Raw genomic sequence first — 15,735 nt, forward strand, 5'->3', positions numbered from 1 at the left:
GGCGGTTTCCCTCAGGCGCCCTGGAGAGGATACTGCGCCCTTTGCCGCTCTGACCGCCGATACCCATGGAAAACCTCCCGCTGTTCGATCTGCCCGCCGCTGCCCCCGAGGAAAAACCCAAGCCCAGACGTGTTCGAAAGTCTGCTTCCGCGAGCGGCCTGCGCCTGCTGCACACCTCCGACTGGCACCTGGGGCAGCATTTCCTCGGGCGCACCCGCGAGGCCGAGCATCGCGCCTTTCTCGCCTGGCTGGTCGACCAGGTGGCGGAGCAGGCGGTGGACGTGGTGCTGGTGGCGGGGGACATCTTCGACACCGCCACGCCACCGAGCTATGCCCGCGAGCTGTACAACGGCTTCATCGTCGCCCTGCGCGGTACCGGCGCCAGCCTGGTGGTGCTCGGCGGCAACCATGATTCCGCCGCGGTGCTGGCGGAATCCCGCGAGTTGCTGGCCTGCCTGGACACCCGGGTGATCCCCTGCGTCAGCGAGACGCCAGCCGACCAGCTGCTGGAATTGCGCCGCCGCGACGGCGAGATCGGCGCACTGCTCTGCGGCATTCCCTTCGTGCGGCCGCGTGACGTGGTGCAGAGCCAGGCCGGACAGAGCGCCGAGGAAAAGCGCCAGGCGCTGCAACAGGCCATCCAGGGGCACTATGCCGAGTTATACGCTCTGGCCGAAGCGCGCCGCGCCGAACTGGGCGTTGCCCTGCCGATCATCGCCACCGGCCATCTGACCACCGTGGGCGCCAGCACCAGCGAGTCGGTGCGGGAGATCTACGTCGGCAGCCTCGATGCCTTTCCCACCAGCGCCTTTCCGCCGGCGGACTACATCGCCCTCGGCCATATCCATCGCCCCCAGCGGGTCGGCGGCCTGGAGCAGGTGCGCTACAGCGGCTCGCCGCTGTGCCTCAGCTTCGATGAGGAACGCGCCAAGGAAGTCCTGCTGGTGGAGTTCGGCGCGACCCTGGAGCGGGTGACGCCCGTGGCGGTGCCCTGTTTCCAGCCGCTGGCCGTGGTGCAGGGCACCCTCGACACCCTGGGCGCCGCCCTGGTCGAGGCAGCGGCCGACGGCCGCCCCGAGTGCCCGGTGTGGACCGAGGTGGTGGTGGCCGGTGACGACTACCTGGCCGATCTGCAGCCGCGCATCTCCGCGCTGGTGGCCGAGTTGCCGCTGGAGGTGCTGCGGGTCAGGCGCGCGCGCAGCGCCATCGCGCCCACCCTGCAGGGTACCCAGCGCGAAACGCTGGAAGAGCTCAGCCCGCTCGACGTCTTCAGCCAGCGCCTGGCCGGGGAGACCCTGGACGACGACCTGCGTATCCGCCTGGAAGGCCTTTACCGCGAGGTTCTCGGCGAGTTGCCTGCCTGATCGCAGCGAAACGCGTCCATCGGACGGTATTTCTCCTCCGGAACAAGGCCCGCTGCCCCGGGGTCACCCTCTCTATGTAGCCCATACCGGAGGAGACCCCATGCACGACCTGTCGCAACCCCTCGCCGCCACGCGTCACGCACGTTCCGACAACCAAGTTCCCAATGTCCAGGGCACCGAACGCCTGGTGTCCCTGCTTGGCGGTGGTCTGCTGATCCTTGGCGGCCTGCGCCGCGGTGGCCTCACCGGCTGCGTGAAGCTGGCGCTGGGCGCCATGGCCCTCAGTCGCGGCGTCCGCCAGCGTTGCGAGTTCAAGGCCGCGCTGCAGCCATCACCTTTCGAACAGGCCCTGGCCGAGCGCTGGGGCTGGCGCAATCCCACTGCCATCCAGCGCAGCGTCACCATCGCCAAGCCGCGTGAGGAGGTGTTCGCCTACTGCACCGACCTGCAGCACCTGCGCGCGCTGCTGCCCTTCGTCGACCGCATCGAGCTGGGCGCCGATGGCGACAGTCACTGGCATGCCTCCGGTCCCCTGGGGCGCACCCTGAGCTGGACGCTGGAGCAGAGCGAGCGCCGCGAGAACGAATTCCTGCTGTGGAGCACCGTGCCCGGCACCTTCATGGCGCACAAGGCCAGTCTGACCTTCAGCGACGCACCCCAGGGCCGCGGTACCCTGGTCCAGGCCGTACTGGCCTGCGAAGCCCCGGTCGGCCTGCTCGGTCATGCCGTCACCGAAGGGATCAGCCGCTTCACCGGCAAGGCGGTCAATCTCGGCCTGCGCCGGCTCAAGCAGCAACTGGAAACCGGCGAGATCGCCACCCCCGAGGTCTCCCGCAGCGGTCGCCCGTTGGCGCCGCCTCATCCGCCGGTGACTCGCCCGGCCGACGAACCCCAGGCCGACATCAATGCCGGCCTGGGCACTCATGCGAGGTCCGAATAATGCGTGCCCTGACCTGGCAAGCCCCCAATCGTCTGCAGGTGGAAACCGTCCCGGACCCGGAGATCCTCAATCCGCGCGACGCCATCGTGCGCATCATCATGTCCTCGGTGTGCGGTTCGGACCTGCACCTGCTGGGCGGCTACGTCCCGGCGATGAAGCCTGGCGACATCATCGGCCATGAATTCCTCGGCGAGATCGTCGAACTGGGCAGCAGCCTGCGTAACCAGGGCCTGGCCGTTGGCGACCGGGTGGTGACCGTCTCCATCATCGGTTGCGGTGACTGCGAGCACTGCCAGCGCGAGGATTACAACTGCTGCGACAACAGCAACCCCAAGCCCGAGATGACCGAGCTGGCCTATGGGCAGCCCTGTTCCGGCATCTTCGGCTACAGCCATGCCTTCGGCGGCTATGCCGGCAGCCACGCCACCTACGTGCGGGTGCCCTATGCCGACGTCAATCTGTTCAAGGTGCCTGACGGCGTCAGCGATGCCCAGGCGGTGTTCGTGTCCGATGCCGTGCCCACCGGCTACTACGCTGCCGACATCGCCGACATCCAGCCTGGCGATACCGTGGCGGTCTGGGGGTGTGGCGGCGTTGGCCAGATGGCCATTCGCAGCGCCTACCTGCTGGGCGCCGAGCGGGTGATCGCCATCGATCGCTTCAGCGATCGCCTGCAGCTGGCGGCCGAGAAGGCCGGCGCCATCGTCCTCGATTACGAGACCACCAACATCCATGAGGCGCTGCTGGAGCTGACCGGTGGCCGTGGCCCGGATCGCTGCATCGATTGCGTCGGCATGGAGGCCCACGGTACCCAGGTCGACTATGCCTACGACAAGACCAAGCAGCTGCTGCGCCTGCATACCGAGCGCGGATCGGCGCTGCGCCAGGCCATCCGTGCCTGTCGCAAGGGCGGTACGGTGTCGGTGATCGGCGTCTATGGCGGGGTGATCGACAAGTTTCCCATGGGCGCCATCGTCAACAAGGCCCTGACCCTGAGATCGGGCCAGCAGCCGGGGCAGCGCTATGTGGAGCGGCTGTTCGAACACATCCAGAAGGGCGAGCTGGATCCGTCTTACCTGCTCACCCATCCGATGAGCCTGGAAGAGTCGCCCTACGGCTACGAGCTGTTCAAGTCCAAGGACAGGAACTGCATGAGGGCGGTGTTCATGCCGTGAGGGGCAGCCCGGCGATCCCAGGATCGGCGGGCTCTTTATCCGCTAGACCAGCCAGGTCGCCAGCGGCTGCCACAGCGCGGCGACCTTGTGGCCGCCACTGCAGCTGACCAGCGCCAGGGTGCCCACACCGACCAGCAGGGGCATGCCGAGGAAATCGAAGGGAGAGAGGGGCGAGCGCACGACGGATCCTCCGGGAAACGTGATTGCAGAGCGATACCTTGCAGTTGAGAGCGGGGGGCGAAGCAAGTTCAGCGGTGGGCACGACCTTAGGTCGAGTGGTCGGTTGGCATGGGCGAGCGGGCCCAACAATGCCAGAATTGGCGGTTCGCCGAGTCGTCCTGGAAAAGCCCGATGAAGATCCTCACCCTGCGCCTGAAGAACCTCAATTCCCTCAAGGGTGAGTGGAAGATCGACTTCACCGCCGAACCCTTCGCCAGCAGTGGCCTGTTCGCCATCACCGGACCGACCGGGGCGGGCAAGACCACCCTGCTGGACGCCATCTGCCTGGCGCTCTATCACCGCACGCCGCGCATGAGCAAGGTGGGTGGGGAGAGCAACGAACTCATGACCCGCCATACCGGCGACTGCCTCGCCGAGGTGGAATTCGCCGTGCGTGGCGAGCGCTATCGGGCCTTCTGGAGCCAGCGACGCGCCCGCGACCGCGCCGATGGCGCCCTGCAGCCACCCAAGGTGGAATTGGCCAGGCTCGACGGCAGCATCCTCGCCGAAAAGACCGGCGACAAGCTCAGACTTACCGAGGAACTCACCGGCCTCGACTTCGAGCGCTTCACCCGCTCCATGCTGCTGGCCCAAGGGGGCTTCGCCGCCTTTTTGGAAGCCAGTGCCAGCCAGCGTGCCGAACTGCTGGAAGAGCTGACTGGCACCGCCGTGTACGGGCAGATCTCCCAGCGGGTGTTCGAGCGCGCGCGGGAGGCCAAGGGCGTCCTGGACGGCCTGCGCCAGCGCGTCGCCGGGGTCGAGGTGCTGGACGCCGAACGCCGCCAGGCGCTGGCCGCCGAGGGCAGCGGCCTGGCGCAGCGCGAAGAGCGACTGGGCGCAGACCTCAAGACCTGGCAGGCCCAGCGCCAGTGGCTGTCCGCCGTGGAGCAGACGGCGGCGGACGAGCAGCAGGCCCAGGCGCGCCTGGCCACCGCGCAGCAGGCCTGGGAGGCCGCCGAGCCGCAACGTCAGCGGCTGGCGGCGGCCGAACCGGCGGCCCGGTTGCTGCCCGTCGAGCAGGCCTGGCGCGAAGCCGCGGCGCGGGAACAGCGCAGCCGGGATGAACTGGCACAGCTCGATCAGAGGATCCAGACCCTGGCCAGTCGCCGCGATGCCGCCCTGGCCCAGGCCCTGGGGGCCAGTGGCGAACAACTGCGCCAGGCCGAGGCGGAGCAGGCGCAGGCGCTGGACGAACAGCAGCATCTGGAACTGAGCCTGGCTGAGCGCAGTGGTCATGCCGAACTTGGCGAACGCCTGGGCGACTGGCGCAGCCAGCTGGCCCTGCGCGATGAACGAGCCGAGGCCCTGGCGCGCCTAACGCGGCGCCAGCAGGAGCAGACCCGGCAGCTGCAGCTGCTGGCCGAGGAACGCGAAGCCCAGCAGGAGGCGTTGACGCGGGCACGCGAGCAGGCCGCCCAGGCCCAGGCGACGGAGCAGGCCCAGCGCGAACGCTGGCAGGCCGCGCTGGACGGCCGCGACGAAAAGGCCTGGCGTGCCCTCTGGCAGGCCACGCTGGGCCGGGTCAACGAGGTGGATCAGCTGGATCAGCTGGTCGAGCGCCGGCGCCAGCTGCAGACCCAGGTGGAGCGTCTGGCCCGCAGCCAGGATGAGCGTCAGCGCCAGCATGGCGATCACCAGGTGCGCCTGGACGCCCTGCGCGGGCGCTATCGCGAGGTGGCCCAGCAGGTGCGCGAGCGCGAGAAGCTGCTCGAACAGGAAAGGGTCATCCGCAGTCTCGAGGCCCAGCGCGCCGAATTGCAGCCCGACGAACCCTGTCCGCTGTGCGGTTCCCGTGATCACCCCGCGGTGGCCGACTATGCCGCGCTGGACGTCTCCGCCACCCAGACCGCCCTGCAGGACGCCAAGACCGAACTGGAGCGCCTGACCCAGGAGGGCAAGGAGCTCAGCGAAGCCCTGGCCGCGCTCAAGGCGCAACTGGATCAGGCCACCGAACAGCAGACCGAGGCCAGTCAGCAGCTGGAGCAACTGGGCGAACTCTGGCGTCAGCGTTGCACGGCCCTGGGTGCCGATCCTGAGGTGCCTGGCGCGGTGGCCGAATTGCGCCGCCGTCAGGACCAGGAGCTGGCGCGCATCCAGCAGGTGCTCGCCACCCTGGATGGCCTGCGTCAGCAAGGCGAGGAAGGCCGCAACGAAGCCCAGCGCCTGGCGCGTCAACAGGCCGATGCCGAACAGCGCCAGGCGCTGGCCGAGGCGGCCTGGGAGCGAGCGCGCCAAAGTCTGGCGGAGGGTGCCAGGGAACAGCGGGAGGCCGAGGCGCAACAGGCCACGGCAGAGCGCCAGTTGGGCGCGGAGCTGGCGCGCTGGGGACATGAGGTGCCCAGTCGTGCCGGCGAATGGCTGACGCTGCGCGAGCAGGAGTGGCGCCGCTGGCAGGCCGATCGCCAGCGAGCGCAGGAACTGCAGCAGCACCTGAAGGACATTGCCCAGCGCCTGGCCACCCTCGTGCCGCTGGTCGAGACCTGGCGCCAGCGCGCCGGCGAGGTCGCCGCCGTCCCGGTAGCGCCGGAGGCCGCTGCGGCCGTGCTCGCGGAGGCGACCGCGACCTGGGAAGACTGCCGTGAGCAGGGTGCGGCGCTGCAGGGCAGCCACCAGGCGCTGCACGAGCGACTGGCGGGCGAGGTGCAGCTGGCCAGCGAAGCCGGCGTCCGTTGGCAGACCGCTCTGGCCGCCAGCGCCTTCGCCGACGCCGACGCCTGGCGCGCCGCACAACTGGACGACCACGAGCACAGCGCTCTGACGCTGGAGCGCACCCGTCTCGAGACCGGTCTGACCGAGGCGCGCGCTCTGGCCGGTGCGGCGCAGGAACGCCTGAACACCCTGAACGCCGAGCCGCAGACCGAGCGCAGCGCCGCCGAGCTGGATGCCGAACTGGCCGCCGCCGGCGCCGAATTGCGCGCCCTGGGCCAGCGCCAGGGCGAGGTCAACGCCGCCCTGCGCGAAGACGAGCGCCGCCGCGATGGTCTGCAGGCCCTGCTCGGCGAGATCGCCGCCCAGGAACGCGATCACGACCTCTGGCAGCACCTCAACGGCCTGATCGGCTCGGCCGACGGCGCCAAATTCCGCAAGTTCGCCCAGGGCCTGACCCTGGATCACCTGGTGCATCTCGCCAATGGTCAGCTGATGCGCCTGCACGGTCGCTATCGACTCTTCCGGCGCCAGGCCGCCGAGCTGGAATTGCAGATCCTCGACACCTGGCAGGCCGATGCCCTGCGCGACATCCGTACCCTCTCCGGTGGCGAGAGCTTTTTGGTGAGCCTGGCCCTGGCGCTGGCCCTGTCGGATCTGGTCAGCCAGCGCACCGGCATCGACTCGCTGTTTCTCGACGAAGGCTTCGGTACCCTCGATGGCGAGACCCTGGAGGTCGCCCTGAATGCCCTCGATCAGCTCAATGCCAGCGGCAAGACCATCGGCATCATCAGCCACGTGGAGGCGCTCAAGGAGCGCATCCCGGTGCAGCTCAAGGTGCGCAAGGGCGTCGGTCTGGGCCATAGCGGTCTGGAGCGGCGCTATGCCGTGGAGAAAAACGCGACCGAGTGAGTAATTTTTCCGGCGCAGTGGTCGAAGCCCAGCGCGAAGCGAAACGATGAAACTGTTAACGTAGACAGGTTCGCCGTTTCTGCTGGCGTTATGACATCTCCTTTTCCTACCGGCCACCTACCCACCATGTCCCAATTCCTTGCCGTCGGCCTGTTCGAATACGATCCCAGCCGCGCCGAGTGGCGCGCGGATGCCGCCTGTGCGGCCATGCTGGAACGGGACGCCGAGGCGCTGGCCCGGGGTCTTTCGCCCGCCGAGCTGCTCAGCGGGCTGCAGAGTCGCAGCGCACCGCCCGAGGGGCTGCTGCCCGCCGCGGGCCAGGTCTGGGAGGCCTGGCGCCAGGGCACCGATGGCCAGTTGCGCTGCCTGCAATTCCAGCGGCGCGAGGCCGGTGGCGTACTGCTCGACATCACCGCGCAGCGACGCCATGAAGCCGAGCTCTGGCAGGGCGAGGCCTTCAAGCGCAGCGTCATGGTCTGCAGCGTCGACTGCATCAAGCTGATCGATCTGGAAGGGCGTCTGGAATACATGAATCCGGGCGGCCTGGTGGTCATGGAGATCGACGACTTCATTCCCTTCCAGGGCCGTCCCTGGGCCGAACTCTGGCCCGAAGGGCAGCGCCATGAGGTGACCGCCGCCATCGAGGCGGCGCGGCAGGGCGGCATCGGGCGCTTCACCGGGCTGGCACCCACGGCGAAGGGCACCCGGCGCTGGTGGGACGTGGTGGTCACGCCGATCCTGGGCGATGACGGCCAGCCCCTGAGATTCCTCTCCATTTCCCGCGATGTCAGCGAAGCCGTCCACACTCGCGAAGCCCTGGACGAACTCAATCGCAACCTCGAGGAGCGCATCGAGATACGCAGCCAGGAGCTGATGGCCCTGGAAGAGGAGCTGCGCCAGGCGCAGAAGATGGAGGCCATCGGCCAACTCACCGGCGGCATCGCCCACGACTTCAACAACCTGCTGACCGGCATCGTCGGCTCGCTCGATCTGATGCGTCGCCGGGTGCAGCAGGGGCGCATCCAGGAGCTGGAGCGCTACCTGGACACCGCCACCCGCTCGGCCGAGAACGCCGCGGCCCTGACCCAGCGCCTGCTGGCCTTTGCCCGCCGTCAGGTACTCGAACCCCGCCCGGTGGATGCCGGCCAACTGGTGCAGGGCATGCACGAATTGCTGCGTCACAGCCTGGGCAAGAAGATCCGCAAGGACGTCCAGCTCGACGCCGACCTCTGGCTGCTGCACTGCGATCCGCATCAGCTGGAAAACGCCATCCTCAACCTGGCCATCAATGCCCGCGATGCCATGCCCGAGGGCGGCAACCTGAGCATCCGCGTGGACAATGTCAGCGGACCGCTCAGCATCGGCCTGCCGATCGAGACGGTGGCCGGTGATTTCGTCCGTATCCAGGTCTGCGATACCGGCACCGGCATGGACGCCGATACCCTCAAGCGCGCCTGTGAACCCTTCTTCACCACCAAGCCCAGCGGGCGTGGCACCGGACTCGGGCTGTCGATGATCTATGGCTTCGTCCGCCAATCGGGTGGTCAGGTGGAGATCCATTCGGTGGTGGGCGAGGGCACCTGCATCAGCCTCTATCTACCGCGGCTACTGGCTCAGCCCGTGGTGGAGCCCGCGCCCAGCGAAGCCGAAGGTCCGGTCCTGCCGGAGGTCTCCGGTGACTGCGCGCTGATCGTCGAAGAAGAGCGTGAAGTCCGCGTCATCATCGGCGAGGTGCTGGCGGAGCTGGGTTACACGCCCCTGGCGGTGGCCGACAGCGCCACCGCCGTGGCCCTCATCGCCTCGGGCAGCCTGCGTATCGATCTGCTGGTGACCAGTCTCGGCCTCTCCGGGCTGGACGGCCGGCAACTGGCCGAGCAGGCGCGGGCCACCAGCCCCGGGCTGCCGGTGCTCTATCTGTCCGGTCAGGCGGACCCGGCGTCCCTGCCGGAACTGGCGGAAGAGGGCGTCGAACTCATTGGCAAGCCCTTCGGTCTCGAAGAGCTGGCACGCTGCGTAAGGCGTCTGCGTCCGGGCGGCTGAGCCGATTGCGGCGAACTGTCGCGGCGCTCCAGGGTCGATCCTTTCGTGTCGCAACGTCCGTTGCGGCTGCTGTCGTGTCGACAAGAAAAGGAGCGCTTCATGAAACGCCTGCCACCTGCGCCACCCGCGCGGATGCTCGTCCTGTCCCTGTCCATCGCCTTTCTCGCCGCCTGCGCCCATGAGGGCAGCAAGCCGGAAACCCCGACCTGGAGTTGGCGCGACGCCAGCAACGCCCGCGCCGTGCCGCCGGACCAGGCCTATCCCGAGCTGTTCGCCGCCGTGCAGCAGGGCAAGCTGTTCAGCGACCAGAAGCATTTCGTCGATGCCCTGCCCAAGCGCAATCCGGCCGACATCCGCCAGGATTACCTGGCCCAGCGCGACAAGCCGGGCTTCGACCTCAAGGCCTTTGTCAGCGCCAACTTCGAAGAATCCGATCCGATCAAGGCCGCACCGCCCAAGGCGGGGGCCGACCTGCCGACCCACGTCAAGGATCTCTGGCCGGTGCTGACCCGCCACTACGAAGAGGTGCCGGCCTACAGCAGCCTGCTGCCGCTGCCCAAGCCCTATGTGGTGCCGGGTGGACGCTTCCGCGAGGTCTACTACTGGGATTCCTACTTCACCATGCTGGGACTGGCCAAGGACGGGCGCACCGACCTGGTCCGCGACATGGTGGACAACTTCGCCCATGAGATCGACGTCTACGGCCACATCCCCAACGGCAATCGCAGCTACTACCTGAGTCGCTCGCAGCCGCCGTTCTTCGCCTACATGGTCGATCTGCAGGCCAGCCTGGAAGGCGACTCCGCCTATCGCCGCTACCTGCCGCAACTGCAGAAGGAATACGCCTACTGGATGGCCGGGGCCGAAGGCCTGCAACCGGGCCAGGCCAATGCCCATGTGGTCAGGCTGGCCGACGGCACCCTGCTCAATCGCTACTGGGATGCTCGCGATACCCCGCGCCAGGAGTCCTACCTGGAAGACCTGGCCACCGCCGCCCAGGCCAAGGGCCGACCGGCCGGCGAGGTCTATCGCGATCTGCGCGCCGGAGCCGAGAGTGGCTGGGACTTCTCCTCGCGCTGGCTGGGCGATGGCAAGACCCTGGCGACCATCCGCACCACCGCCATTGCCCCGGTGGACCTGAACAGCCTGCTCTATCACCTGGAACAGACCATCGCCAAGGCCTGCGAGAAGACCGGCGAGGCCAGTTGCGTCCAGGCCTACAGCCAGAAGGCCAAGACCCGCCAACAGGCCATCGACCGCTACCTGTGGAATCCGGCCGGTTACTACACCGACTTCGACTGGCAGGCCAAGCGCCGTACCGACAAGGTTTCCGCCGCTACCCTGTTCCCGCTGTTCGTCGGTCTTGCCAGCCAGAGCAGCGCCGACCAGACCGCCGCGACCGTGGCCAACCAGCTGCTGCGTCCGGGCGGTATCGCCACCACCACGGTCAAGACCGGCCAGCAGTGGGACGAACCCAATGGCTGGGCACCGCTGCAGTGGGTGGCCGTGGACGGCCTGCGTCGCTACCAGCAGGACAAGCTGGCCGCCGACATTGGCACCCGCTTCCTGACCCAGGTGCAGAACCTCTACGCCCGCGAGCAGAAGCTGGTGGAGAAATACGACCTCACCGGCGGCCAGGGCGGCGGCGGCGGCGAGTACGAGCTGCAGGACGGCTTCGGCTGGACCAATGGCGTCACGCTCAAGCTGCTCGAACTCTACAAACCGCAACCCGGCGCGAAATAAGGCCAAAGAAAAGGTCCGCCACGGCGGACCTTTTTCATGGTGTGAAAGTTTTCGGCTTGGGCTTCGCTACGCTCAACCCAACCTACGGGCCGCTCTTTCCCCTTTCTCTCCGGGAGAGGGCCGCGGTGAGGGCAAGCCCTACGCCAGATCCATCCGAGTACTGACTCTAGATTTCACAGCGGATCGACTGGCGGGGCATCGTCCTCGTCGGCCGGCAACTCCGCCGGATGCAGCCCCTCCGGATCTTCGTCCTCGGGCAACGGCAGGATGGCTTTCATCAACTGTACTCCGAATTGCGCGGATTCTTCTGCGGCAGGCGTTCCTCGACCGGCTTGTCATCCGGATCTTCGCCCACGGGCTCTTCGGGATCGGGCGCAATGTCCGGATCGATGTCCAGGTCATCGGGGTTTTCCTTGATCTGATCGTTCATGCGGCCTCCGCGAGTGGTTGTTAAGCGTTGGGCATAGCCCTCCACGCGAAGTTCGCCACCGGCGATCAGCGATAGCCTCTGGCCTGCAGATCGAACAGCTGGGCATAGCGGCCGCCGCTCGCCAGCAGCTGCTCGTGATCCCCTCGCTCGCGGATCTCGCCGCCTTCCAGCACCAGGATCTGATCGGCATTGCGCACGCTGGAGAAACGGTGCGAGATCAGCAGGGTCATGCGCTGCTGCGCCTGGGCGCGAAAGCGCTCGAAGATCACCGCCTCGGCGGCGGCGTCCAGCGCGGCGGTGGGTTCGTCCAGCACCAGGATGTCGGCGTCTTCGCGCATATAGGCGCGTGACAGGGCAATCTTCTGCCACTGCCCGCCGGACAACTCCTGACCGCCCATGAACCAGCGTCCGAGCTGGGTCTCGTAACCCTCGCGCAGACCGGCGATGACTTCGTCGGCCAGGCCCTGTTCGGCCGCCTTGCGCCAGCGCGCCCCGTCGTTGAAGGCCGTGGTGTCGCCGACCCCCAGATTTTCGCCAGCGGTGAGCTGGTAGCGGATGAAATCCTGGAAGATGACACCAATGCGCCTGTGCAGGGCGGCCGGCTGCCACTCTTGCAGATCGCTGCCATCGAGCAGGATGCGTCCCTGGGTAGGCGCATGCAGCCGGGTCAGCAGCTTGATCAGGGTGGTCTTGCCCGAGCCGTTGGCGCCCACCAGGGCCAGGCTCTGGCCCGGCGCCAGGTGAAAGCTGATGTCCTTGAGCGTCGGTGCGGTCGCGCCCGGATAGGTGAAGCCGACCCCGTCGAATCTCAGGCCATCTCCGGGCTGGCTGCCGGCCGTGAGGCTGCCGCCCTCGGCGCTGGTCGGCTGGCCCAGGTAGTCGTAGAGATTGCTCAGGTAGAGGCTGTCTTCGTAGAGTCCGCCAAGGGCCGTCAGGCTGGCGCTGACCGCGGCCTGGCCCTGGCGGAACAGGGTGAGATAGAGGGTCATCTGGCCCAGGCTCAGACGCCCGCGCACGGTATCGAGCACCACCCAGGCATAGGCGGCATAGAAGGCGAGGGTGCCCAGCAGGCCAAAGACGAAACCCCAGCCGTCACGTCTCAGGGTCAGGCGACGGTCCTCGGCATAGAGCTTGGTGAAGGTGGTGCGATAGCGCTCCAGCAGCAGCGGCGCCAGGCCGAACAGCTTGACCTCCTTGATGTAGGCCTCGTGGGAAAGCAGTGTCTCCAGGTAGGTCTGGCGGCGCGTCTCGGGTGCACGCCGACTGAACAGGCGAAAGGCATCGCCGGAAAAGCGCGCCTCGGCCAGAAACACCGGCAGGGCACCCACCACCAGCAGCAACAGCGCCCAGGGCGAGAAATGCACCAGCAGCACGGCGAAGCTGACGAGCGAGATCAGGTTCTGCAGCAGGGTCAGGGACTTGGTCACCAACGCCAGGGGCCGGATGGACGCCTCGCGCCGGGCCCGCACCAGCTTGTCGTAGAAATCCGCGTCTTCGAATTGTGCCAGCGACAGGGTCTGGGCCTTTTCCAGGATCAGCAGATTCACGGTCTGCCCGAGGCGTACCCGCAGTAGCGATTGCTGCACCGACAGCAGCCGCTGGGCTCCCGCCAGGGCGGCCAGCACCCCGGCTTCGGCCAGCACGAACTTCAGCACTGGCCACAGCGGCGCCTGGCCCTGCTCGGCATGCAGCCGCATGGCCGCCACCACGGCATCGACGATGCGCTGCCCGAGCCAGGCGGCCAGGGCCGGCAGCAGGCCGGCGACCAGGGTGGCCAGAACCAGGCCGATCATCAGCGCGGGAGAGGTACTCCAGACCAGGCCGGCAGCGCGGCGCATCTGCTGTTGCACGATAGCGAAGGAAGTCGAGAGGGCCATGGCGGATCTTCGGCGAGGTTCAGTATTAGTCGAGGCGGCGGTCGCCGTGTTCCCGAGGCTATGGCAAAAGGCTTACACGCCCTGGTGTCACCTGGCCATGTTGCCGCCCCGGCGGGCTGCGTAATCTACACCTATCAGCGGCGCAGGATGCGCAGCCTTGAGGTCACGGATGAAGACCAGGCCAGGATGGCGCCTGACAGGACGTTGGGATGGTCGCAACAAAGAACCCGCTTCGGCGGGTTTTTTGTTGGGCGCAATTTGAGGCCGGCAGGCGGACCGGGCAGGGTATGGCAAAAGGCTTACACGCACTGGTGTCACCTGGCCATGTTGCCATCTCGGCGGGCTGCGTAATCTACACCTATCAGCGGCGCAGGATGCGCAGCTCTGAGGTCACGGATGAAGACCAGGCCAGGATGGCGCCTGACAGGATGTTGGGATGGTCGCAACAAAGAACCCGCTTCGGCGGGTTTTTTGTTGGGCGCAATTTGAGGCCGGCAGGCGGACCGGGCAGGGTATGGCAAAAGGCTTACACGCCCTGGTGTCACCTGGCCATGTTGCCATCTCGGCGGGCTGCGTAATCTACACCTATCAGCGGCGCAGGATGCGCAGCCTTGAGGTCACGGATGAAGACCAGGCCAGGATGGCGCCTGACAGGACGTTGGGATGGTCGCAACAAAGAACCCGCTTCGGCGGGTTTTTTGTTGGGCGTGATTCAGGATCGGCGGGCGCACCGGGCAGGGGATGGCGAAACGCTTACACGCACTGGTGTCACCTGGCCATGTTGCCATCTCGGCGGGCTGCGTAATCTACACCTATCAGCGGCGCAGGATGCGAAGCTCTGAGGTCACGGATGAAGACCAGGCCAGGATGGCGCCTGACAGGACGTTGGGATGGTCGCAACAAAGAACCCGCTTCGGCGGGTTTTTTGTTGGGCGCGATTCAAGGACAGCGGGCGATTAAGGTCCGGGTTCCGCAGCGATGCGGTTGCGACCGGCGTTCTTGGCCGCATAGAGCGCCCGGTCGGCGCCTTCGGTGAGGGTGTAGGCATCCATCCCGGTCCTGTAGGTAGCGATACCAACGCTCAGGGTCACCGCGCGCCGTGACCAGGCATGGTTGGCGACGGCAGCCCGACAACGCTCGGCCACCAAGTGGGCCGCGGTGAGATCGGCACCCGACAGCAGGATGGCGAATTCCTCGCCGCCGTAGCGAAAGCAGGCGTCATTGTCGCGACAGCTTTGTAGCAGCAGCTGACTGACCGTCTGCAATGCGGTATCACCGGCCTGGTGGCCAAAGGCGTCGTTGTAGGTCTTGAAGTGATCGACGTCGATCAGCAGCATGGACAACGGCGTGCCCTGGTCCTCGGCGCGCCGCAGATGCTCCGCCAGGCGCAGGTCGAAGGCGCGTCTGTTGAACAGACCGGTCAGGGCATCGGTGACGCTGCGTTGCTCGGCGGCCTGCATCATGTCCAGCAGTTGGCGCTGCGAGGCCTCCAGCATGTGCTGTTGCTCGATATGCTCGGTGACGTCCACCGACAGCCCCGCCAGGGCGATGCCCTGCCGCGTGACCAGGGGAAACTTGTAGGACTGCCAGAAGAGGCGTCGACCATCCGGGGCCGTCATGCGCTCGACGAGTCGACTCGGCTTGAGTTCGTTCATCACCTGCTCGTCGACCTGGCGGAAACGTGGCGCCGCCTCTGGCCAGATGGTGAAGTCGTCCTGGCCGAGGACCTCGTCACGGGTCAGTTCCAGCTGCTGCAGGAAGGGCTCGTTGACATAGCGGTAGCGCCAGTCGCGGTCCTTGATGTAGGCGATGAAGGGCCCGTTGTTCATGAAGGCGGAAAAGTTGATGTCCAGCTCTTCCAGCTGGCGCAGGGTCTCGCGCTGTTGCAGCAGGATGATGACCTGCCGAGCCAGCCGTTGCAGGTTGTCGACCTGAGCCGCCTCGAACCGCCGGACCCGGTCGTCCATCACGCAGAGGGTGCCGAGGGCGACCCCGTGCCGGTCGAGCAGGGGAATGCCCAGGTAGGCGCGCATCCGTTCCAGCCCGGGTGCCGCCCTCAGGTGTGAAACGCGCGGGTCCCTCTGCAGATCCTCCACCAGAAAAGGCTGGCGAGGGGTGCGGATCGCCAGGTGGCAGAGCGAGGCGTCGGCCGGTACCTCGGCCACCGTCATGCCCTGGCAGGCCTTGAACCAGAGACGCTGCCGATCGGCCAGGGTGATGAAGGCCACCGGCGCCCGGGTCAGTTGGCAGGCCAGGGCGACGATGTCCTCGTAGGCGGCTTCGACACCGCTATCGAGAATCTGCAGCTCGCTCAGGGCGTGGAGACGCTGGGCGTCATCGGGGTGAGTCATGCGGGCTCGCGAAGGCGGGGTCTCTGGCTAGAGCATAG

The 15,735-nt window shown here is 67.2% G+C and carries 10 protein-coding genes; 6 read left to right on the top strand and 4 right to left on the bottom strand.

Annotated features, from left to right (window positions below; all coding sequences use genetic code 11):
* The first annotated feature begins 158 nt into the window (after window positions 1-158).
* The 3 genes from sbcD (at window position 159) to BGI51_RS12640 (ending at window position 3,479) form a co-directional block, all read left to right on the top strand.
* A complete protein-coding gene (sbcD, locus tag BGI51_RS12630) occupies window positions 159-1,364 on the top strand; it encodes an exonuclease subunit SbcD (protein WP_187981321.1) in 1,206 nt (401 codons plus the stop codon).
* A gap of 100 nt (window positions 1,365-1,464) precedes the next feature.
* Window positions 1,465-2,304 (top strand): SRPBCC family protein, encoded by an 840-nt coding sequence (locus BGI51_RS12635; RefSeq protein WP_187978547.1) that lies wholly within the window; start codon window positions 1,465-1,467, stop codon window positions 2,302-2,304.
* A complete protein-coding gene (locus BGI51_RS12640) occupies window positions 2,304-3,479 on the top strand; it encodes a zinc-dependent alcohol dehydrogenase (protein ID WP_187978548.1) in 1,176 nt (391 codons plus the stop codon). Before BGI51_RS12635 ends, BGI51_RS12640 begins: the two co-directional genes overlap by 1 nt.
* Window positions 3,480-3,521: 42 nt before the next feature.
* On the opposite strand, the gene BGI51_RS12645 is transcribed toward BGI51_RS12640, so the two are convergent.
* The gene (locus tag BGI51_RS12645) at window positions 3,522-3,659 is read right to left on the bottom strand and encodes a hypothetical protein (protein WP_158895263.1); all 138 of its coding nucleotides are present in this window, start codon (window positions 3,657-3,659) and stop codon (window positions 3,522-3,524) included.
* A 171-nt stretch (window positions 3,660-3,830) separates the two neighbouring features.
* Here BGI51_RS12645 and BGI51_RS12650 point away from each other — a divergent pair, with 171 nt between their 5' ends.
* From BGI51_RS12650 to treA, 3 genes are all read left to right on the top strand, one after another.
* The gene (locus BGI51_RS12650) at window positions 3,831-7,256 is read left to right on the top strand and encodes an AAA family ATPase (RefSeq protein ID WP_187978549.1); all 3,426 of its coding nucleotides are present in this window, start codon (window positions 3,831-3,833) and stop codon (window positions 7,254-7,256) included.
* A gap of 126 nt (window positions 7,257-7,382) precedes the next feature.
* The gene (locus tag BGI51_RS12655) at window positions 7,383-9,296 is read left to right on the top strand and encodes a hybrid sensor histidine kinase/response regulator (RefSeq protein ID WP_187978550.1); all 1,914 of its coding nucleotides are present in this window, start codon (window positions 7,383-7,385) and stop codon (window positions 9,294-9,296) included.
* Between the two features lie 99 nt (window positions 9,297-9,395).
* A complete protein-coding gene (gene treA, locus BGI51_RS12660; RefSeq protein ID WP_187978551.1) occupies window positions 9,396-11,039 on the top strand; it encodes an alpha,alpha-trehalase TreA in 1,644 nt (547 codons plus the stop codon).
* A gap of 277 nt (window positions 11,040-11,316) precedes the next feature.
* Here treA and BGI51_RS12665 read toward each other — a convergent pair whose 3' ends face one another.
* From BGI51_RS12665 to BGI51_RS12675, 3 genes are all read right to left on the bottom strand, one after another.
* Window positions 11,317-11,469, bottom strand: a complete 153-nt coding sequence (locus tag BGI51_RS12665) for a hypothetical protein (RefSeq protein WP_187978552.1) — start codon at window positions 11,467-11,469, stop codon at window positions 11,317-11,319.
* Between the two features lie 65 nt (window positions 11,470-11,534).
* Window positions 11,535-13,346: an ABC transporter ATP-binding protein gene (locus BGI51_RS12670; RefSeq protein WP_187978553.1), complete on the bottom strand. Its 1,812-nt coding sequence runs from the start codon at window positions 13,344-13,346 to the stop codon at window positions 11,535-11,537.
* 956 nt (window positions 13,347-14,302) lie between these two features.
* Window positions 14,303-15,697: a GGDEF domain-containing protein gene (locus BGI51_RS12675; protein ID WP_187978554.1), complete on the bottom strand. Its 1,395-nt coding sequence runs from the start codon at window positions 15,695-15,697 to the stop codon at window positions 14,303-14,305.
* Window positions 15,698-15,735: the final 38 nt, after the last annotated feature.

It is taken from the genome of Pseudomonas oryzihabitans (assembly GCF_014522265.1).
GTDB classification, from domain to species: Bacteria; Pseudomonadota; Gammaproteobacteria; order Pseudomonadales; family Pseudomonadaceae; genus Chryseomonas; species Chryseomonas aestiva.